The following is a 22,473-nucleotide window of genomic DNA, read 5'->3' as shown; positions in this document are numbered from 1 at the left end:
AAAGTTTTTTAAAACATCATTTTTGCCTCTAAAAATAAAAAAGGTGATCTCTAATTAGAGACCACCTTTTTTAAGTTGTATAAATTCTATTAAGGAATTGCAATTCCAGGATAATTACCTGGATATACATGTCTTAATGTTGATTTGTATTTTCTATTAATAGCATCTGCAAACATATTAGCAACAATTGCATAACCAGGACCTGTTAAGTGAACACCATCTAAAGAAAATGCTCCACCTGAAACAAATGTTGTTGTATACGTTTGTCCGTAATATTTAATTCCAGAAGCTGAACTTAATTTTTTCATTTCAGAATACGCATCAACAAATGCTAAATTGTGCTTTGTAGCTAATTCTGAAATTGCTGCATTAAATTTAGTAACAGCTGCTTCTGCTTTTGCAGTCTCTTTTTCTGTTAAAACATAATTATCTGTCATTGGATAACTAACACCTACAACAGATAATTTACCTGCTTGTTCTTGTGTTAATCCAGCTCCCATTAATTGAGCAACACGGTTTGTGTCGACTTTACCAATAACTGAAGAAGATGTTAAAACTAATAAATCTTTTGAAGTAGCTTGTCTAGCTTGTCCATAAGTAATTCCGAACAAAGTAGCTGTTGCTAATCCTAATCTAGGAGTTAAAGCTGTCGTTATTGCTGCTGATAAATCTGTTAAATCTTTATCTTTAATTACAACAGGACTTGCTGCTGTTTTAGAAAAAGAAATTTTTCTCTCTGGCACTTGCAATGCATCAAAGACCTGATTTAAAGCTGCATAAGTTGTATTTAACTCATCTATTAATGGCGCAAAACTAGGATTTGTTGGAGATAATGGTGCATAAGGCACTGTTGTAAAATATGGAATCGCAGTTACAGAAGGAATGTTTGCAATAACTCCTTTTGCTCCGTTAGCTGTCATAGCTGTTAAAATCCCATCTATAGAACCTTTAACAACAGCTACATTAGAGATATCTCCACTTGCATAAGTTGCAGCAGCAACATTACCTGTTTCGTTGTGATCTACTCCAACACCACCACTTGTTGCATAACCTAATACATCGTTATTACCAATCCATAAAGAGAAAAACGTAGGGCTTTGTGCTAATGCATCTTTCACAACAGAAGTTGTTCCACTTGTTGCAAAACGAACAAAGTATGGATTAGCTGTTCCTGTTGCTAAACCAGCTGGATTACCATAACCATCAACTCCTAAATGGAATGATTTTGCTCCAGGTACTCCCATGTTTTGGTATGGTCCTCCTGCCGCAACATTATCTAAAGCTGCAGCAGCTGTAGTAGGAACAGGTGATAAAGCTCCATTAACAATTTGTAATTCTAATTTACCAGGAAAACCAGGTAAATTTGTAAACCCTCCTGTATTATTTGGCATTAAAGGAGTTTTAAACTCTCCTCCACCTGCAGCTTTCATTAATCCTGCTAATATATTAGGATAAGAATTTTCTTGCCCTGATGAATATAAAGCATTATCTCTATAACCAGAAGTTAACGAATTTCCTAAAGCAATATATTTTGTAAAATTAGCTTCACCTGCAGAAATTTGAATATCCTCTATCGGATGTTCAAAATCATCATTACAACTAAATGTCGTAGCAGCTAAAGCAACCAGTATAATTTTATTTAAATGTTTCATTTTTTCTGTTATTTAAGGTTATAAGATACTCCAACACCAAAGTTGATTGCACGTAATTTTATATCTCCTTGGAAATTTTGTTCGATGTTATTAACATGTCTTTCGTCTCCTTGTACGTAAGATCCAAATAAATCAACATTAAATCCTGAAGAAAATCTAAATCCTAAACCTGCAGTAAGTGCATTTAAGTTTGTACTTGGTGTTTCTGAAGACCAGTAAGAACCAGGAACTGGAGATTTATCGTGGTAATAACCTAAACGTCCTGTAACTAAATCACTAAATGTATATTCTGCTCCAAAGCGGAATAATGTATTATCTGTCCAGTTTTTCTGTGAAGAAGAAGTAAACTGAGCGTTTGTTCCTTCGTTATATAAATTAATATCTAATGTTTTGTAACGAGACCAATTTTGCCAAACAACATCTCCAAATAATTCTAATTGAGGTAATACTTTGTATGACATACCGAAAGTAAATTCTGATGGTAATGGCAAGATTGTATTCCATTTATTCATGTTAAATGGTGCATTTCCTGAAATTCCATCAGGAACATTAGACCATGTCACTTTTCCTTTATTTGCAGACACATCTACATTAGAACGATAAGCTAAACCTACTCCTAATTTATCTGTTGGTTTAAACATTGCTCCAACATTAAATCCTAAACCATGAGCATCTTTATCCTCTAATTGTAATTTTATATCATTTCCGGCAACAGTATTAACGCGTTCTAATTTAGCTGATCCATGTGTATAAATAAATCCGAAACCAAGACTAAACCACTCATTAAATTTATATGCTACTGTTGGCTGAATATTAAAAGCTTTTAAATCGATATGTGTAATATTCGATTTATTTTGCCAATCTTCTGGCCAAGTTACAGAACTACCAAAAGGTGTAGTTACACTAAGACCAATCGCTAAATCATCTATTGGCTTATAACTAACAGCCAAATACATTGGTGTTCCCAATTTACTATCTGTTTCTGCTTTTTGAAGTGTTGTAGCATCTTGCCACTTTACATCGGTCTTTACACCAAAACCTCCAACAGCAATACTTAACTTACTTTTTACAAAAGCTAATCCCGCAGGATTATAAAACGCAACACTTGCATCGTGTGTTTGTGTAGCGGAAGTTCCTCCCAAAGCCGCTTGGCGAACTCCCTGTAAAGCAACACGGTAACCTCCTGCAAAAGCAGAAGATGATAATCCTATGAATGCTAAAGTCAAAATTAATTTCTTCATATTCTTTGTTCGTTTATTTACTTTCTTTTAAACAAAAATAACACAATTTTATGATAATGTTATGTTAACATAGTAAATTTTTATAAAGCCTTTTATTTAGAGGGTTTATAAAAAAAATCAATAGTGTAAAATATACACTATTGATAAATTTCTTTTAATTTTTCAGAGATAATAAAAGCTTCTGACCAGCAAGCCTGAAAGTTGAATCCTCCAGTTATTGCATCTATATTTAATACTTCTCCTGCTAAAAATAAATTTGGAGATTTTTTCGCTTGCATTGTTTGAAAATCGATTTCTTTTAAATCTACCCCACCCGCTGTAACAAACTCATCTTTAAAAGTACTCTTACCATTTATTTTATAAGCTCCTTGCGTTAATTCTGTTGCAATAGTTTCAATTTGTTTTTTTGATAAATCAGCATAGACTTTTTGTTCATCTATCTGACAATAGTTTAGAATACTAATCCAAAATCTTTTCGGAAAATCGAATGGATTATATTTATGTATATTCTTCTTCGCATCTTGCTGCTTCTTTGTATTAAGTAGTGAGATAACCTCATCTTTTGTTTGATTAACAAAATTAATTTCAATATCAAATTTATAAGCTGCATCATTTAATTTTAAAGCTCCCCAAGCGGAAAGTCTTAAAATAGCTGGCCCGCTAAATCCCCAATGTGTAATTAACAAAGGACCTTCGGCATCTAATTTTTGTTGATTGATTTTTACTTCTGCATTTTCAAAAGAAATCCCCATTAATCCTTCTATACGAGGATCTTTACAATTAAATGTAAACAAGGAAGGGACAGGCTCAATAATTTTTAAACCAAATCCTTTTAGGCTTTTCCAAAATTTTGGAGTACTACCAGTTGTAATTATAATACTTTCGAAAAATTGAGTTCCAGATTTTGTAGTGATTTGATAACCTCCATCAACTTTAGAAATATCTTGCACACCATCAGAAAAATTAAGTTGTACTTTATTTTCATCTGCTGCTTTTGTTAAAGCCTCAATAATTGATAAAGAAGAGTTACTTACGGGAAAAATTCGGTTATCATCTTCAATTTTCAGCTCTACTCCACGATCATCAAACCAAGCCATTGTATCTCCTGGTTGAAAAGTGTAGAAAACACTTAGTAATTCTTTTTTCCCTCGAGGATAAAATTCTACCAAATCCAATGGATCAAAACAAGCATGTGTAACATTACATCTACCTCCTCCAGAAATACGAACTTTCTGCAATGGTAAGTTTGCTTGTTCAAATAAAACAGTTTGTTGTCCTACTACTTTTCCTAGATTAGCTGCAACAAAATATCCTGCTGCTCCACCTCCAATTATCGCTATTTTTTTCACAAAACAAATTTAAAGGAATTAATCTTCAATCTTCCGAAGAATGAATTAAAACTATGATGAATTCTTAATTATTTTTCGTGAAAAACGAATAATGGTGTAAGATTTTTATTCGCTATTTTTTTAGTGAATCCTGGTGAAAATATTTTATCTAAAAATCCTTTATTACGACTTACTACCGAAAGCAAATCAATCTTTTTTTCCTTAATAAAATCTAACACAGCGTTTACGGGATCTGAATCATAAAAAATTTCGAACACAATAGGATCATTTTCAAATTCTTTTTGCCATAACGCCAGAGCATTTTCATTGTATTTTCCATCTTTTGAAACATGCATACAATGTATTGTTGCTTTATGTCTATTTGCTATTTCTATTAAATATTTTAAGGCTTCTTTATCTTTTTGTTCAAAAACAGTTGTGAATCCAATATTTTTATAAGCATCGAATTTCATTCCTCTTGGTACACTAAGAACAGGAATTTTCATAGAAGTAATAACATTAATTGTATTTGAACCAAATATCATCTTCTGCACGCCAGAATTTCCATCCGTTCCCATTACAACATAATCTATATTTTCTTCTGTAATTGTTTCTCTTAATATGTAAAGAAAGTTTCCTTCTTCTAGAATAAACTTTATTGTGATATCACTTAAATTATTGTCTTTTGCTATTTGTCTAAGCTGTGGAATATTATCTTTAAAATTTTCAAAACTTCCTAACTCCACGGTTTCATAAACGTTCTGTATTAAACCAGCACTTAAGCTACCCGTAATCATTGGCAACTCGTAAACATGTAAAACATAAACTTCTGCACCAATGCTTTTTGCTAAGTTAATGGCATATAAAAAAGCATTGTTTGCTGTTTCTGAGAAATCTGTCGGAAATAATATTTTTTTCATTTTTCGTGTTTTAATGCTTTAAGTTACAAAATTTTGTTGATAAACATAAAGCTCAATCTACAAAAGTAAATTGAGCTTTATTATGTAGGGATTGATATTTATTTATTCGTGGAAAACAAATAAAGGAACTACACTCTCTGAAAGAATTTTTTTAGTAAAACTTGATGAAAATAATTTTTCAAAAAATCCTTTATTTCTACTCACAACAGTTAATAAATCTATTTTTTCTGTTTTTATAAACTCTAAAACTGCATCAACAGACTCTTCTGCTACATAAATAGAAAAATCTATTGGCTCATCTTTGTAGTATTCTTTCCAATGATTAAGCGTTGGTACATCATAAGTTTCATCTTTAGAAACATGTAAACAATGTACATTTGCTTGATAACGGAAAGCAATTTCTAATAAATAATCTAATGCTTTACGGTCTTTATCTTCAAAAATTGTTGTGAATCCTATACTTTGTATTTTTTTGTATTTGTAACCATTTGGAATACTTAGAACTGGAATTTTTAAGCTTCTTATCGCATTCATTGTATTCGAACCAAAAATAACTTTATCGAAACCTGTGTTTCCCGTTGATCCCATTACAACAAAGTCAATTCCTTCTTCCTCTATAAAAGTTGGAAGAACAAAAGATAACATTCCCTCTTTTATAAAGAATTTAATATCTACGTTCGAAAAACCATTTTCTTCTGCCATTGTTCTCAAGAACGGAATATGATCTTTTAAATTTTCGAAATTACTTAACTCAATCGTATCATAAACATTCTGTAAAACAGCTGCATCAATTCCACCACTAATCATAGGGTATTGAAACGCGTGTAGAACACATAATTCAGCATTTTGATTCTCTGCTAAATTTAATGCATACAAAAACGCATTGTTTGCTGTTTCTGAGAAATCTGTTGGAAATAATATTTTTTTCATAAAAATTTTTTATTTGTTAGATATCATACTAAAGGTACAAATTAATATTTTGCCTAAAAATAATTTGATGTTAAATCGTATTGTGCTTTGTTATTTCATCTCATTAAAAATATTATCAATTTTAGTTCTGCTATCTAATTCATAACTTTGCCAAATAAATTAAGTTAATCATAATGAACAAGACATATTTTCAAGAAACAACTATCCGTTGGTCTGACTTAGATGCGAATAGACACTTAGCAAATGCTTCGTACATGAACTTTACAAGTTTTGCCAGAATTGCATTTTTAAGAGATTATGGTGTATCAATGAAAAATTTAGCTGAATATGGAATTGGACCTGCTATTTTACATGAACAATTTTCTTTCTTTAAAGAAGCAATGGAAGGTGAAAAAATCTATATTTCGGTAGAAATTGGAGGAATGTCAGAAGATGGAATGATTTATCAATTTATTCATAATTTATACAATCAAGATGGTGTTCATCTTTGTCATTCAGAATTAACTGGTGTTTGGTTTTCGATGACAGAACGCAAAATGAAAGCTCCGCCAACTGTTATGGTAGAAAATATTAAAAAATCTTTTGAAGGCAAAACAGTAAAAATATTATCTAAACAAGATATTATTAAATTACCTTTTCGATCAGAGAATGTAGATCCTTCAATATTCAATCAATAAAATAAAAAAATGTTAGAAGATAAAAATGTTTCAAAAACAAGCTTAGCCGAAGTTGGCGAGTTTGGTTTAATTAATCAGATAAAAGAAGGGTTTCCAATTAAATTAGAAAGTTCTATTAAAGGAATTGGAGATGATGCTGCGGTTATTGATTATAAAAAAGAAAAAGTTGTTATTTCTACAGATATGTTAGTAGAAGGTGTAAGCTTTAGTTGGTCTTATATGCCTTTACGTCATTTAGGATATAAAGCTGTAGTAACTGCAATTAGCGATATTTTAGCAATGAATGCAATTCCGAAACAATTGTTAGTTTCTATTGCTCTTTCTAACAGATTTACAATAGAAGCTGTAGATGAAATCTACAACGGAATGAAATACGCTTGTGATAAATATAACATCGATATTGTAGGTGGAGACACTACCTCTTCTCTTAGTGGGTTAGTAATTAGTTTAACAGCTATTGGTTCTGCACCAGAGAAAGAGATAACATATAGAAATGGTGCAAAAGAAAATGATTTAATTGTTCTTTCTGGAGATTTAGGTGCTTCTTTTTTAGGTTTACAAGTTTTAGAACGCGAAGCACAAGTAAATAAAGTAAATCCTAACAATCAACCAGATTTCGAACAATACTCTTATTTAATAGAACGCCAATTAAAACCAGAAGCTCGTTTAGATATTATTAATCTTTTAAAAGAATTAAAAGTACAACCTACTTCTATGATTGATATTTCGGACGGATTATCTTCTGAAATTATTCATTTATCAAAAGAGAGTGGACATGGATTTAGTCTATATGAAGAAAAAATTCCTTTAGATTCTTCTGTTATAAAAGCAGCCGAAGAATTTAAAATAAATCCTATTACTTGTGCTTTAAGTGGTGGAGAAGATTATGAATTATTATTTACGATTAATCAAAAAGATTTTGAGAAAATAAAAGGTAATCCACATTTAACTGTAATTGGACATGTAACTGGTAAAAATGAAGAAAACTATCTAATTACTCGTGGTAGTGAACAAATGGTTCCATTAACTGCACAAGGTTGGGGAGTTGAAAAAGAAGAAGAGGAAAATTAATTTGTGAATTAGCTGATTTGATAATTAGTAAATTAAAGTTGTTTAAACTAATTATTTTTATTCTGTAATTTTCAATTATAATCTTGTTTTTACTACAATCTGTCATGTTGAGCTTGTCGAAATATTTTATATAATTCTTTATTATTCTTTCGACAGGCTAAGAATGACAATTCTTATTAATAAGAATAATCAAAATATACAATAAATAATATTTTATAAATTATTTCAGATTTATAAAAAATAAAAAAAGCTCATCCAATGGATGAGCTTTTATATTTTTAGCGTTTTCGAATTGAATTAGCGATTAAGCTAATGGTTCAATAGAAACGTAAGATCTATCGTTACGTTTTTTTGTGAAAACTACTTTTCCGTCAACTAATGCGAATAATGTGTGATCTTTACCGATTCCTACATTATCACCAGGATGATGTTGAGTACCTCTTTGACGAACAATAATGTTACCAGCGATTGCTGCTTGTCCACCAAAAATTTTAACACCTAAACGTTTCGAATGTGATTCACGACCATTTTTCGAACTTCCGACCCCTTTCTTATGTGCCATTTCGTTTTGTTTTTACGAGTTAATAATTAATAAAAGCTTAATCTTATCCGATTGAAGCTACTTCAATTTTAGTGAATTGTTGACGATGACCGTTAGACTTTTGGTAACCTTTTCTTCTTTTCTTTTTGAAAACGATTACTTTGTCTCCTTTCACGTGTTCAACGATTTTAGCTACTACGGTAACTCCGTCTATAACTGGGGCGCCAACATTGATTGTTCCGTTATCAGTTAATAAAACACGGTCGAATTTTACTTCGTCACCAGCTTCACCAGCTAAACGGTTTACAAACAATTGTTGATCTTTTTCAACTTTGTATTGAAGCCCTGCTATCTCTACAATTGCGTACATAAATTAATGTTTATAAATAATAAATTGAGTGCAAAGATAATCATTTTTTTGATTAAAAAAACTTGAATTGATTGAAATTTAATAAGAAAGAACAATTAATATGATATTTCTTCTATTTGGATTAATTAAAAATTGGGTATCTTTGCAGTTATATCAATACATAAACTATAATGACAAATTTAATTAAAGAACTTTCTTTAAAAGATTTAAAAACAGGAGAAGTTGCAGAAATTATCGGATTTAAAGATGAAGAAATTCCTGTAAAACTATATGAAATGGGGTTTACTCCTGGAACTAAATTGTTGGTTAAAAACAAGGCTCCATTTGGAGGTCCTATATGTATTAGTATCGTATCTAATAAATCTGTTTTAGCTTTACGTAGAAGCGAAGCAGATCAAATCTTGATTAATAAAAAATAATGAGTCAGTACAAAATTGCCTTAATTGGTAATCCTAATGTAGGAAAAACATCTTTATTTAATAAGCTTACAAATCTTCGTCAAAAAGTTGGTAATTATCCAGGAGTAACGGTAGAAAAACGTGAAGGAAATATAGAACGTAACGGAAATAAATTTTCTATTACAGATTTACCAGGTACATATAGTATATATCCTAGTTCTTTAGATGAAGAAGTAGTTTTAAAAGTTTTAGGTGACCCATCAAACAAACTTTATCCAGATTTAGCCGTTGTAATTGGTGAACCATCAAATTTAAAAAGATCTATCCTACTTTATTTACAAGTAAGAGATTTAGGTGTTCCTGCTATTTTCGTCATCAATATGAAAGATGAAATAGAAAGTAAAGGTCTATCTATTGATTTAAAAAAATTAGAAGTTTTTTTACAGACTAAAATATATTTAACAAATGCTAGAACAAGCGAAGGATTAAATGAATTGGTTGAAGCATTTACAAAACCTGCTAATTCATATTCTCCTAAATTTGTTGTCCCTAATGACTATTTAGCAGCAGTAGCAAATATTAAAGAAAACTTTAATCTTGATTCTGATTACATTGCATGGCAATATCTTTCTCAAAAAACTATTCCTTTTTTAGATGATGAACAACAAGTTCAGTTAGATAAAATAAAGAGTGAATTAAATATAATTCCAAAGCGTTTACAAGTAAAAGAAACATTAGATAGAAATAAACTTCTTGAAGAGAAATTACAAGATATTGTTTCTTACAACTTTAAACAAAAAGAAACTTTTACAGATAAAATAGATAAAACTTTAATTCATCCGGTTTTTGGATACGTCATATTTTTAGGAATATTATTATTGATATTTCAAGCAGTTTATGCTTGGTCTGCTCCATTAATGACAATGGTTGAAGATTTATTTGGTTGGATAGACGAAACTGCTATTAGTCTGATTCCTGCAGGACCAATTAATGATATTATTACAGGTGCTGTTATTCCAGGTATTGAAGGAGTTGTAGTATTTGTTCCGCAAATTGCTATTTTATTTCTATTCATTTCCATAATGGAAGAAACTGGTTATATGAGCCGTGTTGTTTTTTTAATGGATAGATGGTTAAAACCTTTCGGGTTAAGCGGAAAAAGTGTTGTCCCTCTTGTTTCTGGTGCTGCATGTGCCATACCAGCAGTTATGTCTGCAAGAAATATAGAAAATGACAAAGAGCGTTTACTTACAATTTTAGTTACGCCTTTCATGACATGTTCTGCTCGTTTACCAATTTACATTGTTCTTATCTCTTTAGTTATTCCTGACGAAACATTTTTAGGGTTAAGCTATCAAGCAATAGCTTTATTCGTTATGTATCTTCTTGGAGTTGTAGGAGCATTAGGAAGCGCTGTTATTTTAAATTTAATTATAAAATCTAAACATAAGAGTTTCCTTATTATGGAAATGCCAACTTATAAACTTCCAGACTGGAAAAATGTTATTCTGAATGTTTGGGAAAAGACGTTAGGTTTCTTAATAAATGCAGGTAAAATTATTTTTGCAATATCTATTATATTATGGGTTTTAGGAACATTTGGTCCTGGAGAACAATTTAATAATGCAGAAGAAATTGTGACAGCCAATAATCCTAAAATGGATGAAGGAGATTTAGAAAATGAAATTGCTTCTTATAAATTAGAGCACTCTTATTTAGGAAAATTAGGTACCTTTATAGAACCAGTTGTAGAACCATTAGGTTACGATTGGAAGATGGGAATCGGTTTAATATCATCTTTTGCTGCACGTGAAGTGTTTGTTGGTACAATGTCTACAGTATATAGCTTAGGAGAAGTAGATGTTGAAGACAATCAAGAAAAAAACACTTTATTAAAAAGAATGAAGTCTGAAATAAACCGAAATACAGGAGGACCAGCATATAATCTTGCATCTGGAGTTTCTTTGTTATTATTTTATGCTTTTGCAATGCAATGTATGAGTACAATTGCGATTGTAAAAAAGGAAACAAATTCATGGAAATGGACGTTGATACAGACTGGATTTATGACTGGATTGGCTTACGTAGTAGCATTTATTGCTTATCAAATTTTAAAATAAAAAAATGGACAATATCTGGATTCAATATATTTTTATTGCTTTTCTATTCGGATTTGCAGTTTGGTATATTTTCAAAATGATAAAAAATTCTTTTGGCTCAAAAGCAGGCTCATGCTCAAAAGGTTGCGGATGTGCAACTGATCAAAAGATTTCAAATAAAAAAGGTTAGCAAATTGCTAACCTTTTTTATTTGAAAATTTCGAAGTATTTTTACTGAAATAAACTACATGTTAATCAATTACATTACTGATAATCATGTGGTTATTTTTTATTAATTCAGAAAATTATATTTTATAAATGGATAGTTGGATTATTGTTATCGGAATTATTATTTTATTAATTATTGTAGGTCTAGTCTATTTACTCTTTTTTAAGAAAAAGAAGAAAACAGAAGATAAAGATTTAACTACTTTCCAAGAAATTAAAATAGAGGAGAAAGAAGAAACTATTAATACTAAAATAGAAGTTTCTGAACCAATAATTATTCCTCAAAAAAAAGCGGAAGAACCACAGTTAAACATCAGTATTTCATCTAAAACAGAAAAAGAAATATTAAGAAAATTAGATCTATTCGAAAAAAATAGAGGCTTTTTAAGGAAAGATGTTACGTTAAATTCTCTCTCAAAACAATTCCAAACCAACACTAAATACCTTTCTGAAATTATTAAAATTCATCGCAACAAGCAATTTAATAACTATCTTAATGAATTAAGAATTGATTATATTGTAAATAGATTACTTACAGAACCACAGTATATTAATACTAAAATAGGTTATTTAGCTAGCGATTGCGGATTTACATCTCACAGTACATTTACTACAATATTCACCCAAATAATGGACGAATCTCCTTCTGTATATATCAAAAAAATAAAAGAAGAAAGAAAAAGGAACTAAAACGAACTATATAAAATAACCGAATTTAAAACTGAATATTTTTTTATTTGTTTTGGAGCACTTATCTTTAAAAGTAGATTTATTCTTATGCAAAAAATTGATGCTGAACTTCTTGCTCAAAAAATTATTAATGGAGATCGTTTTGCTCTTTCCAGAGCAATTACACTTGCAGAAAGTAGTCGTATAGAACATTTAGAATTAGCTCATAAAATTATTCATCTTTTACCAACTTCTAAAACATCTAAAAGAATTGCCATAACTGGAACTCCAGGTGTTGGAAAAAGTACATTTATAGAATCTTTAGGAAAATACATCATTCAACAAGGTAAAAAAGTAGCCATTTTAGCTGTAGATCCAAGTAGTTCTCTTTCTAAAGGAAGTATTTTGGGAGACAAAACAAGAATGGAAGATTTGGCACGAGAAGAAAATGCATTTATTCGTCCTAGCGCTTCTAATGGATCGTTGGGTGGAATTACTTCTCGAACTTACGAAGCTATCCTATTATGCGAAGCTGCTGGCTTTGATACGGTAATTATAGAAACTGTTGGCGTTGGACAATCAGAAACTTTAGTAAATGAAATAACAGATTTATTTGTTTTTTTACAACTTCCTGGTTCTGGTGACGATTTACAAGGAATAAAAAGAGGCATAATGGAAATGGCGGATTTAATTTTTGTAAACAAAGCAGATACTTTTCAGGAAAAATTAGTAAAAGATGCAAAGCTGGATATTGTGCGTTCATTACAATTTCTTCCTACAAAAGCTTCTCAATGGAAAAGAAAATCTATTATTGGTTCTGGGTTAATAGGTAAAGGAATTCCCGAACTATGGGATTTGATAAATGAATATTATTTATTTATTTATGAAAATAACTACTTTCAAAAAAATAGAGAAGAGCAACAATTAAAACAAGCCGAGCGTTATGCTTTTGATTTGATTCAGCAAAAGTTTATTAAAAAATTGAAAGAGCATCCAATTAGTCAAGATAAAACTATTTCAGCGTTCGAAATGGCTAAGAATTGGTTGAATAATCAACATCTTGAATAAATTTTTCGAATTAATTAGTTACAAAGTTTGATATCGATTCTTCCCATTCATCACAAAATCGATTAAGATAATTTTCATGACCAGCAGACTTAAATATCTTTAATTTTTTATCTTTCGATTTAATATTCTTAAAAATATTTTCTGTTTCAAAAGTTTTCACATTTTTGTCTTTTGCTCCATACATTAATAATATAGGTTGAGAGATATTTTTAGCATATTCTTCTGGATTATGGTCAAAAGCCCAAAATCCGTTTATAACTCCTCCCCAAAACGTCAACATATATGCCATAGGAAATGTAGGAACATTCATATTCTCAAATCTATTTTCAACTGTTTGATACATTGTTCCAAAAGGACATTCTATAATTACTTTTTTAGGTTGAATATCGAAATCTGAGATTGCTTTCATTATAGAAACGGCACCCATAGAATTTCCATATAGAATAATGTTTTCAGTTTTAAGATGTGCATAATTGTAAACCGCTTTTACATTTTCAGCTTCATAAAACCCAATAGTAGTCGTATTTCCTTCAGAATTTCCGCATCCCATAAAGTCAGTTAAAACAGTAGAATATCCTAACTCATTAAAATATGCCGCATTCTTTAGTAGTGATGATTTTTCTGAAGAATAGCCATGAAAAAGTAAAACTGTTCCTTTGGAATTAGGGATAATATTTTCCCATATTTCTAACTCAACATTACTATTAATTTTTTTACTGCTATAATTTGCAGGAATTTCTCCTTTAAAATTTGGTTTTGGATTATTAACTCCAAAAAATAATAATGGAATTTTCTCTAAAATACTTAGCTCAGCAGGTGATTTGGTTCTGTTCGAATCATCTTTTTGTAAAAAATGAGTGAATTTATATGCATGGAATATTGTAATTACATTAAGCAAAACAAATGATACCAATAAACTATAAATTAAATATTTTAGTATTCTTTTAATCATTTTTAAGAATTATTTTATAGGTAAATGTTGCAACATTATTCTTCCATATTTCTAAATTTTGTTTTGCATATAAAGAACCATTCTCATCTTCATAGACAACTAATTTATCTTTAAAAGTTGATACAAATCTGCTCCAATAATTTCCTCCTCTATCATTCAATAAAAAATAGAAACCTGCATCACCATATTTCTTACCAGAAGAATCTAAAATCAATTCACCATTATTCCCAACTGATGGATTTAAAATTACAGTAGCATTACCTTTTGGTAAAGGAAAAACTGCTTTTATACATGTTCTACCTGAAGGAAGTTTACAAGTTCCATAAACACCTGAATAAATAATTCTATTTGAGCTTTTAAATTTTCTTAACCAAATGGTATATTTAACTTGCTGATTATCTGGAGAAATTAACGATATAATTTCACTTGTAATTGCTTCTGAATTTTTAAGATTACGAATGGGAATATTTAATTGATTTATTCTTTTACTAAATAGTCTATTTACAATGTAACCAAATGGTATAAAAAATGGGTTCCATTTTACTAAAAATTGAAGTTCATAATCTGATGTATTTTCATAAAAATCAATTACTTTTCTTGACAGATTATTCAATTCATCTTCTTTAAAATCAAGTAATTGAATTGAAGATAATAAACCTGTTGATTCAGTATTTCTTTTAATGATTAAATTTTCAGTTGCAGCTAATTCATTAATAAAAACTTCTCCAATTCCGTTAAGGTTACCAAATGGACCAATTAGCCATGAATAATTGATTGGATCAAATTGTCTACCAGATAAGATTACCCATTGCTGAGTAAACCAATCTTGAAACTGTTGCATGGTGTATGCTAAATTCACTTTCATTTTTGAGTATAAGTACTTTTCCCCTTCCAACTTCCATACTCTTCTAATGGTTGAAACCTTAGAGTTGTAAATTCTACATGAAAATCTTTTCTATTTCTTTCTTTCATCGCATCAAGATGTCTTTTTGGTTTTTCGACTTTACTATGTCCACTAACCATTTCAAGCATTTCTTGTTGAGTTTTCCATATAGAAAAAGTAGAAATTGTTCTAGGAAAACGTATTGAAGCTAGAGACAATGTTGTCCCTTTATGATCGCGAACTAATTTTTCTACAGGAATTCCCCAACGAATAAATCGAGGTATTTCTAAAAGTTTCATTCGTGCAATTGTTACAGCAACAACAGTTGTATCCATTTTTTCAATTTCAATTTCATGTTTAGGAATTTCGAATCCAGAAATCGTTCCCCATTGTCTTAGAAATAACAATTTTACATACCATCCTTTTGTTAACTTTTTTCCAAAAGGTTTTGTTTGTAAAAAATGTTCAAGACTTTCTTCATCTTTCCATTGGGCAAACATCACAATTTGTCTTGTCAAAATTCTAGAAATTGAATAAACAGGAGCTCCTAAAGTCATTCCAGACATTATTTCTGCCTGTATTAACCCATTAGTATGTTTAGGCGGAAAAAAAAGAATTCTTATCGCCGAGATTAAAGGTAGTTTTACAATGTGATAAGTAAACAACATTCGATTATCTATTTCTGTAAATTCTTTTTATATGAATATAGCATCAAAAATAATGTAAGTAGAAGCGTGAAAATATATAAAATTCCTAACCAAAATTTTTCAAATTTCATGGTCTCAAAATTGAAATTCCTATAAATTGCACTTCCAATAATTATTAAGATAATTAGTAAGGGTATACTCAATTTCTTTTTCATATAATAATGTGTTAATCATCACAAACAAATATAATTGAGTTTTTTAGTATATTGAAAAAACACACTCTGTTTTATTATTGTTTTACGCAAGTTTTTTAACAATCATAATCATACATTGAAATAAACAGGACTCGATCATCTTTAAAAAGGATTGTAAATCCTAAATCTAATCTTACATCTTTGTAATAAAAAAATTCTGGACTAAAATACGCATCATAATCTAAATTATAAGCCCGTCCTTTTTCATAAGTAATAGGTTTAAAATCGTTGTATGCTCCACTTTTATCGAATTTATTTATATCAACTCGAGTATAATTAAATTCTTTTATTTTATCTCCAACCTTTAATTGAAATTTATTTATAATACCAAAAGCTATCGTATCATCATAAACTGAAATACTGTTTATTTGATTATTTATAACATAAATTTCATTACTCTGGTAACAGTAGATTTCTCCATAGGCATCATCTATTGCAAAAAATTCAGTAATTATATCATCTGGTTTTCCTATTACCTTTATCATAACATCAACAGAATCACCACGAGAGAACCCATTCTTGATATCTCCAGGCTTCATAAAAAGAACTTCTCCCGATTGAAAGATTGTTTGGGCATTAGTTTTAACAAAAAACAAACTAATAATAATTAATAGTGTAGAGAATAATTTATGATTCATAAAATGATTTTTAAATCGTTTTATAAATTTAAAGCTATCCTATTCTTTTAAACGGTAGATAATTATTTAGAATTTTGACTCTTCTATTCTTTGTGAAGAATAAATCCCTTTTTCTCCAGATAGTAAATAAGAAACAACACAAGCAATTGCAACATATACTCCACACTCAGATCCAAAAAGTTCTATCGCCATAAGAATACATGCTAATGGTGTATTTGTTGCACCGGCAAAAACAGCTACAAATCCCATACCAGCCAAAAGCGCTGTTGGTAATGGAATAAATAAAGATAATGCACTTCCTAACGTAGCACCAATAAAAAACAAAGGCGTTACTTCTCCTCCTTTAAAACCTGCCGAAAGTGTTATAATCGTAAGCATCATTTTTATTGCAAAGTCGTAAACAGGAAGTTGTTCATGAAAAGATTGCTGAATTGTTGGAATTCCCAAACCAATGTACTTTGTTGTTCCTAGTATTAAAACTGCAAGAGCCACAATAATTCCACCTACAAATGGGCGAAGTGGTGGATATGATATTTTTGATTTAAATAACTTAGTTGAAAAATGAATAATCTTACTAAAAGATGCTGCACATAGCCCGAATAAACATCCTGCTATTACACTATAGAAAATTGGCAGTATACTTAATTTGGGAACAAAATCTATCGCATAATGAGTATGATCTACTTGCCATATATTAGTTACTAAATCTGCTAAAATTGCCGATGCAAAAGCAGGAAAAATAGCATTGTATCTAATTCTACCAATTAAAAATAATTCTAATCCAAAAATTGCTCCCGCCAAGGGCGTTCCAAATACAGACCCAAATCCAGCAGCAATAGAACATATAAGAAGTGTTATACGATCCTCTTTATTTAGCTTGAATAATTTACCAAACTGATCTCCTATTGCTCCAGCCATTTGTATTGCTGTCCCTTCCCTACCAGCAGAACCACCAAAAAGATGGGTAATAATAGTTCCAAGATAAACATAAGGAGCCATTTTAAAAGGAATTGTTTCTTTAGGATGATGGATTGTATCAATAATTAAATTATTTCCTCCTTCTATATCTTTACCAGAGTAATAATAGGCTAATCCTATTAATAAACCTGCTAAAGGAAGTAAAGCAATTATCCATAAATGTTCTTCTCTAAAGTTGGTAACCCAATTTAGCGATACTAAGAACCCTGCAGATGCTGAACCTATAAAAATACCTAATATACTACTTATTAAGCTCCACTTGATGATAAAGAGAATTGCTGGGTATTTTTTAAAAAATAACTTAAAATAAAGTTGTGATTTTTTTGTTGCTGATTCTTTTTGTTGAAAATTTGACATAACTCTCCTGATTAATAGTGTTTATTTTATTAATAATCAGGCGTCATCAGCTATTATAAAGCGGTTTGGTTTAGGAAGAACACCATTTCCTATTTTGTTATGTAAAGCTAATCAATATTTTTTTATTGCAAAAATATTCTAACTTATTTAGTTACAAGACATAAAAAAAGACAATCAATTTGATTGTCTTTTTGCTCCTCCTCTTGGGCTCGAACCAAGGACCCTCTGATTAACAGTCAGATGCTCTAACCAACTGAGCTAAGGAGGAAAATCCGATATTTTTTATTTTTAAGTCTTTGTTTGACTTTTCACTAAAAAAGCTCCTCCTCTTGGGCTCGAACCAAGGACCCTCTGATTAACAGTCAGATGCTCTAACCAACTGAGCTAAGGAGGAATGTTGCTTAATTGTGGGTGCAAATATAATAGGATTTTTGACACCCACAAAAAATATTTTAAATTTTATTTAAAAATCATATTTACAATATCATTCCCAAAAATGAATACCATTAAGGCTAAGATAATTACAACTCCAACCATCTGCGCTTTTTCTAAAACTTTTTCGCTAGGTTTTTTACCCGTTACCATTTCGTAGATAGCAAAAACAGCATGTCCTCCATCTAAACCAGGAATTGGTAATAAGTTAATAAATGCTAGCCAAGCAGAAATCATAGCTGTAAAAGACCAAAAGAATAACCAACTCCATTTTGTAGGCATTTGTTTTACCATTCCAATAGGACCAGCAACTTGTTTACGTCCGTCTTTTACTTTGAACAATGTTCCGATACCACGAACTTGTGTTGCAATAGATTCAAAAGGCTCAGTAAGTCCCATTGTAATACCTTCTGCAATTGTATAGTCTCTGTGAACTTCTAAAGAATTTAAATAAGCTGATGTAGTAGTAAATCCTAACTTTCCGTCTTTATTTACATTTGTCATTAACTCTATCGCTTCACCTTTACGAACAACGCTTAGAGGAACAGTTTTTCCTTTATACTCAGATAATTTTCTTTTAAAATCTGAATACAATGGTGTTGTAAAACCATCAACAGCAATAATTTTATCTCCTTTTAATAAACCTGCTTTTTGTGCAGCGCTATTATCTACAACAGAGTCTACTTCGAAAGTGATTTGTGGAATAAAAAAGCTACTTTTCGAATTTAAAATCTCTGTTCTAAAGTTTTCACTTATTGGTAAAGAAACTTCTTTACCATCACGTTTAACTTCTAAAGTATTCCCTCCTAAAAGAGCTTCTTTATTGATATTTCTTAAAGAATTATATTTAATTCCGTCAACACCAACTGGAATATCCCCGTTCTGTAAACCAAGTTTTTCTTGTTTAGCATCTACCTCTATTCCGTATTGCATTTTGTTAACATCTACATACGTCTCTCCTTGAGAAATGAATAAAGCTGCATAAATAATCATTGCTAAAATGATATTAACTATAATACCACCTAACATAATAATTAATCTTTGCCAAGCTGGCTTTACACGAAATTCGTATGGTTGAGGCTCTTGTTTCATTTGTTCAAGATCCATACTTTCGTCTATCATACCAGATAGTTTTACATATCCTCCAAGAGGTAACCATCCGATACCATATACTGTATCACCAATTTTCTTTTTCCAGATTGCAAATTTTACATCGAAAAAACAAAAGAAACGTTCTACACGAACGCCAAACCATCTTGCTGTTACGTAATGTCCAAGTTCGTGCAACATTACTAAAAGCATCAAACTAAGCATTAGGGTAGCTATTTGTATTAACATATTTTATTAAATTTGATTATGTTCTATTTTTATAATGGATACAAAATTAATTGTTTTTATTTACCAGTCACGTTTATTTTTTCCATTCTAACGTTTCTATCAATTTTTTTACATCAGCTTTTAAATAATCAATAGCTGGTGCTAGTGAATCTGGCTTTGGTTGACTTTTAAAATAAACTGATCCTGAAAGGAAATTATTAGTGCTATCTGTCGCGTGAAACTGAATATTAATTGCAGATTCTCCTCCTAACTCAAACATTGTCCCGAAAACTCTTTTTTTAGGAAATGTAAACTCTTGTGGAGAAATAAAGCTAGCTTTTACTGTTTGATCTTGAACAAACTTTTCGCTCTCTTTAATATGTATCGCTAAATCTTCTGAAGATTTTACAGGAAAGTAAGTTAAAAAGATTGTAGCATTCATTTTAGGGTAAACAATATTAAAAGAATTTGTTGTTCTTCCTTCTATTATTTTTCCGAAATTAGAATACTGGAATGTATAAGGAACATCTTTTGCAAACTTAACATAAGTTTGTTGAGGATACTCTAAGCGAACTTGCCCCATTGGTTTCGCTGTTTCATCATTTTTATTACATGACACAAAAAAAATAGCACTACTACATAATGCTATTATAGTTTTTAAATTCATTTTCTTACGTAAATCGTAAAAGTGTATAAAATTCATTTATATTTTATTCTAAAAAGGTAAATCATCTTCTCCGTCTTCAATAAAAGGAGGCTCAACAATTGGTGTATTTTGTGAAGATGCAGTTTTATTTGAATCCTCTTGGGTTGATTGACGATTTTCATTTTCAACTTTTGGCGTTAAAAATTCTATCGAATTAGCTACAATTTCTGTTGTATATCTAGTTTGTCCGTTATCGTCCCACTTACGTGTTTTGATACGTCCTTCTACAAAAACTTTATCTCCTTTTTTAAGGTAACGATCACATAATTCTGCTAATTTATTTCTTGTAACAATATTATGCCATTCTGTTTCTGTAATACGTTCTCCTGTTCTAGAGATATAAGACTCAGTTGTTGCGATAGGAAATCTTCCGATGCAATTTTGCTCATCAAAATTATGCAATTTTACATCATCTCCTAAATTCCCTATTAAAAGTACTTTATTTGTTGTTCCATTCATAGTTTAAAAGGTTTTAGTGGCTTGTTATATACAAAGTTAATGCAAATAATATTTATTTAAATATTTTTCTATTGGTTTTGGCAATGGGTAATCATCAATATTACTTCTATCAATTATTTCAAAACCTATTTTATCTTGTAAATTAAGCATTTTATCTAAAGATACGTTTAATTTCCAATATTTTATAAATAAATTTTGATGAGATAGAATATGTTTTTCTTCAGAAATAAAAATTAAATCCTTCTGTAAATCTTCATCAATAACCCATCCTTTGTCTAATAAATCTGTATCAGTTTCAATTTTTGGCAAAGTATATAAGTTTTTCCATACATCATTTCCAACTCTTTTTGACATAGCAATACCATTATCACATTCAATATCAATAAAATGAAGAAAACGATTAGAAACTTTCGTTTTTTTAAGTTTTACAGGAAGCTTTTCAACTTTGTTTAGATGTAAAGCTTCGCAAGATTCATTTAATGGGCATTCTTCACATTTAGGTTTTTTAGGTAAACAAATTGTTGCTCCTAAATCCATAACTGCCTGATTAAAATCACCTGGTCTTTTCTGATCGATGACTTCTAAGCCTAAATCCCAAAAGATTTTTTTTGTTTTAGGACTACTAATATCATCATTAATATTAAAATATCGCGCAAATACACGAAACATATTTCCATCTACAGCAGGTACAGGCTCGTTATATACAATAGAAGCAATTGCTGCAGCTGTATAATCTCCTATTCCTTTTAATTTTTTTAACTCTTTAAAACTAGTTGGAAATACACCATTTAGTTCTTCTGAAATATACTTCGCAGTATAATGTAAATTTCTGGCACGGGAATAATAACCCAGTCCTTGCCAGAGTTTTAAGACTTTTTGTTCATCTGCATTTGCTAAATCAAAAATTGTCTCAAATTCTTGTGTGAAATTATTGTAAAATTTCATACCTTGGTCAACCCTTGTTTGTTGGAGAATTATTTCCGACAACCAAATGCAAAACGGGTCTTTTGTATGACGCCAAGGTAAATCTCTTTTATTTTCGTCAAAATATGACAAAATCAGGTAGTTGAAGTTCATAAAAACTGAAAAAATCTTTTTTTGTTAAGATACAATCGTTATATTTGCACCCGCTTTCAAATTTAAGAATAATAAGAGGAATTATGACAAAGGCAGAAATAGTAAATAATATTTCAAGTAAATTAGGACTTGAAAAGAGCGATACTCAAAGAGTAGTAGAATCGTTTATGGAGGAGGTGATTAAATCATTAGTAGAAGGAGAAAATGTATACTTAAGAGGATTCGGATCTTTTACTATTAAAACTAGAGCTGAAAAAACAGGAAGAAACATTACTAAAGGTACTTCTATTATTATCCCAGCACACAACGTTCCTACATTTAAACCAGCTAAGACTTTCATCGAAGAAGTGAAAACTAGCGACGCAAACGTAATCAAATAACAATAAAATAATCGTATCATGCCAAGCGGAAAAAAACGTAAAAGACATAAGGTAGCGACACACAAACGTAAAAAACGTCGTCGTCTTAACAGACACAAAAAGAAAAAATAATTAATAGCTAAGCTATTAATAGATTTATCTTTTTTAAAAGTTAGCACTTTTCAATGGAAATTTTGGAAAGTGCTTTTATCATTTTTAATA

At 30.2% G+C, this 22,473-nt stretch carries 23 protein-coding genes, 2 tRNA genes and 1 riboswitch; of the genes, 7 read left to right on the top strand and 18 right to left on the bottom strand.

Annotated elements, in window-relative coordinates; translation table 11 throughout:
• Positions 1-89: 89 nt before the first annotated feature.
• From BUA86_RS09835 to BUA86_RS09815, 5 genes are all read right to left on the bottom strand, one after another.
• Positions 90-1,652, bottom strand: a complete 1,563-nt coding sequence (locus BUA86_RS09835) for an SGNH/GDSL hydrolase family protein (RefSeq protein WP_072932280.1) — start codon at positions 1,650-1,652, stop codon at positions 90-92.
• 8 nt (positions 1,653-1,660) lie between these two features.
• Positions 1,661-2,893, bottom strand: coding sequence for an OmpP1/FadL family transporter (locus BUA86_RS09830; protein ID WP_072932278.1), 1,233 nt, complete (start codon positions 2,891-2,893; stop codon positions 1,661-1,663).
• Positions 2,894-3,030: 137 nt separating this feature from the next.
• Positions 3,031-4,242, bottom strand: coding sequence for a BaiN/RdsA family NAD(P)/FAD-dependent oxidoreductase (locus BUA86_RS09825; protein ID WP_072932277.1), 1,212 nt, complete (start codon positions 4,240-4,242; stop codon positions 3,031-3,033).
• Positions 4,243-4,310: 68 nt separating this feature from the next.
• On the bottom strand, positions 4,311-5,141 hold the full coding sequence (locus tag BUA86_RS09820) for a universal stress protein (RefSeq protein WP_072932275.1): 831 nt from the start codon (positions 5,139-5,141) through the stop codon (positions 4,311-4,313).
• Between the two features lie 102 nt (positions 5,142-5,243).
• Positions 5,244-6,071: a universal stress protein gene (locus BUA86_RS09815; RefSeq protein ID WP_072932273.1), complete on the bottom strand. Its 828-nt coding sequence runs from the start codon at positions 6,069-6,071 to the stop codon at positions 5,244-5,246.
• 173 nt (positions 6,072-6,244) lie between these two features.
• Here BUA86_RS09815 and BUA86_RS09810 point away from each other — a divergent pair, with 173 nt between their 5' ends.
• Positions 6,245-6,748 (top strand): acyl-CoA thioesterase, encoded by a 504-nt coding sequence (locus tag BUA86_RS09810; protein WP_072932271.1) that lies wholly within the window; start codon positions 6,245-6,247, stop codon positions 6,746-6,748.
• A 9-nt stretch (positions 6,749-6,757) separates the two neighbouring features.
• The gene (thiL, locus tag BUA86_RS09805) at positions 6,758-7,819 is read left to right on the top strand and encodes a thiamine-phosphate kinase (RefSeq protein ID WP_072932269.1); all 1,062 of its coding nucleotides are present in this window, start codon (positions 6,758-6,760) and stop codon (positions 7,817-7,819) included.
• 304 nt (positions 7,820-8,123) lie between these two features.
• Here thiL and rpmA read toward each other — a convergent pair whose 3' ends face one another.
• Entirely contained in the window at positions 8,124-8,381 is a 258-nt protein-coding gene (gene rpmA / locus BUA86_RS09800; RefSeq protein WP_072932267.1) for a 50S ribosomal protein L27, read from the bottom strand.
• A 43-nt stretch (positions 8,382-8,424) separates the two neighbouring features.
• Positions 8,425-8,730, bottom strand: coding sequence for a 50S ribosomal protein L21 (gene rplU / locus BUA86_RS09795; RefSeq protein WP_072932265.1), 306 nt, complete (start codon positions 8,728-8,730; stop codon positions 8,425-8,427).
• A 170-nt stretch (positions 8,731-8,900) separates the two neighbouring features.
• Here rplU and BUA86_RS09790 point away from each other — a divergent pair, with 170 nt between their 5' ends.
• The 4 genes from BUA86_RS09790 to meaB all read left to right on the top strand — a co-directional run bounded on the left by BUA86_RS09790 (position 8,901) and on the right by meaB (position 13,192).
• Positions 8,901-9,149 carry a FeoA family protein gene (locus BUA86_RS09790; protein ID WP_083580342.1) on the top strand — a complete coding sequence of 83 codons (249 nt, stop codon included), beginning with the start codon at positions 8,901-8,903 and terminating at the stop codon, positions 9,147-9,149.
• Positions 9,149-11,248: a ferrous iron transport protein B gene (gene feoB, locus BUA86_RS09785; protein WP_072932263.1), complete on the top strand. Its 2,100-nt coding sequence runs from the start codon at positions 9,149-9,151 to the stop codon at positions 11,246-11,248. The genes BUA86_RS09790 and feoB overlap by 1 nt, the downstream gene beginning before the upstream one ends.
• Positions 11,249-11,545: 297 nt before the next feature.
• Positions 11,546-12,145 carry a helix-turn-helix domain-containing protein gene (locus BUA86_RS09775; protein WP_072932259.1) on the top strand — a complete coding sequence of 200 codons (600 nt, stop codon included), beginning with the start codon at positions 11,546-11,548 and terminating at the stop codon, positions 12,143-12,145.
• A gap of 87 nt (positions 12,146-12,232) precedes the next feature.
• Positions 12,233-13,192, top strand: a complete 960-nt coding sequence (gene meaB, locus BUA86_RS09770; protein ID WP_072932257.1) for a methylmalonyl Co-A mutase-associated GTPase MeaB — start codon at positions 12,233-12,235, stop codon at positions 13,190-13,192.
• 10 nt (positions 13,193-13,202) lie between these two features.
• Here meaB and BUA86_RS09765 read toward each other — a convergent pair whose 3' ends face one another.
• From BUA86_RS09765 to mutY, 11 genes are all read right to left on the bottom strand, one after another.
• Complete coding sequence (locus BUA86_RS09765) at positions 13,203-14,144, bottom strand: alpha/beta hydrolase (protein ID WP_229731728.1); 942 nt, start codon at positions 14,142-14,144, stop codon at positions 13,203-13,205.
• Complete coding sequence (locus tag BUA86_RS09760; protein WP_072932255.1) at positions 14,137-15,009, bottom strand: hypothetical protein; 873 nt, start codon at positions 15,007-15,009, stop codon at positions 14,137-14,139. Before BUA86_RS09760 ends, BUA86_RS09765 begins: the two co-directional genes overlap by 8 nt.
• Positions 15,006-15,593, bottom strand: coding sequence for a hypothetical protein (locus tag BUA86_RS09755; protein ID WP_342351376.1), 588 nt, complete (start codon positions 15,591-15,593; stop codon positions 15,006-15,008). The genes BUA86_RS09760 and BUA86_RS09755 overlap by 4 nt, the downstream gene beginning before the upstream one ends.
• Positions 15,594-15,984: 391 nt before the next feature.
• Positions 15,985-16,566 (bottom strand): hypothetical protein, encoded by a 582-nt coding sequence (locus tag BUA86_RS09745; RefSeq protein ID WP_072932250.1) that lies wholly within the window; start codon positions 16,564-16,566, stop codon positions 15,985-15,987.
• A gap of 66 nt (positions 16,567-16,632) precedes the next feature.
• Positions 16,633-17,901, bottom strand: a complete 1,269-nt coding sequence (locus BUA86_RS09740) for a voltage-gated chloride channel family protein (protein ID WP_178300413.1) — start codon at positions 17,899-17,901, stop codon at positions 16,633-16,635.
• Between the two features lie 30 nt (positions 17,902-17,931).
• Positions 17,932-18,000: riboswitch (Fluoride riboswitch) on the bottom strand.
• A gap of 95 nt (positions 18,001-18,095) precedes the next feature.
• Positions 18,096-18,169 (bottom strand) — tRNA-Asn (locus BUA86_RS09735).
• Between the two features lie 52 nt (positions 18,170-18,221).
• A tRNA-Asn gene (locus BUA86_RS09730) sits at positions 18,222-18,295 on the bottom strand.
• Positions 18,296-18,360: 65 nt separating this feature from the next.
• Positions 18,361-19,671 carry an RIP metalloprotease RseP gene (gene rseP / locus BUA86_RS09725; protein ID WP_072932248.1) on the bottom strand — a complete coding sequence of 437 codons (1,311 nt, stop codon included), beginning with the start codon at positions 19,669-19,671 and terminating at the stop codon, positions 18,361-18,363.
• Between the two features lie 73 nt (positions 19,672-19,744).
• Entirely contained in the window at positions 19,745-20,353 is a 609-nt protein-coding gene (gldD, locus tag BUA86_RS09720) for a gliding motility lipoprotein GldD (RefSeq protein ID WP_083580341.1), read from the bottom strand.
• 12 nt (positions 20,354-20,365) lie between these two features.
• Positions 20,366-20,815 (bottom strand): single-stranded DNA-binding protein, encoded by a 450-nt coding sequence (locus BUA86_RS09715; RefSeq protein WP_072932246.1) that lies wholly within the window; start codon positions 20,813-20,815, stop codon positions 20,366-20,368.
• A gap of 36 nt (positions 20,816-20,851) precedes the next feature.
• Positions 20,852-21,892: an A/G-specific adenine glycosylase gene (gene mutY / locus BUA86_RS09710; protein ID WP_072932244.1), complete on the bottom strand. Its 1,041-nt coding sequence runs from the start codon at positions 21,890-21,892 to the stop codon at positions 20,852-20,854.
• Between the two features lie 83 nt (positions 21,893-21,975).
• Here mutY and BUA86_RS09705 point away from each other — a divergent pair, with 83 nt between their 5' ends.
• The gene (locus BUA86_RS09705) at positions 21,976-22,272 is read left to right on the top strand and encodes an HU family DNA-binding protein (RefSeq protein ID WP_072932242.1); all 297 of its coding nucleotides are present in this window, start codon (positions 21,976-21,978) and stop codon (positions 22,270-22,272) included.
• The last annotated feature ends 201 nt before the right edge of the window (positions 22,273-22,473 follow it).

Origin of the sequence: Chishuiella changwenlii, from assembly GCF_900142565.1 — a bacterium.
In the GTDB taxonomy this organism is placed as follows: Bacteria; Bacteroidota; Bacteroidia; order Flavobacteriales; family Weeksellaceae; genus Empedobacter; species Empedobacter changwenlii.
The sequence above is the reverse complement of the archived record's forward strand: the minus strand, read 5'-3'. Positions and strand labels throughout refer to the sequence as shown.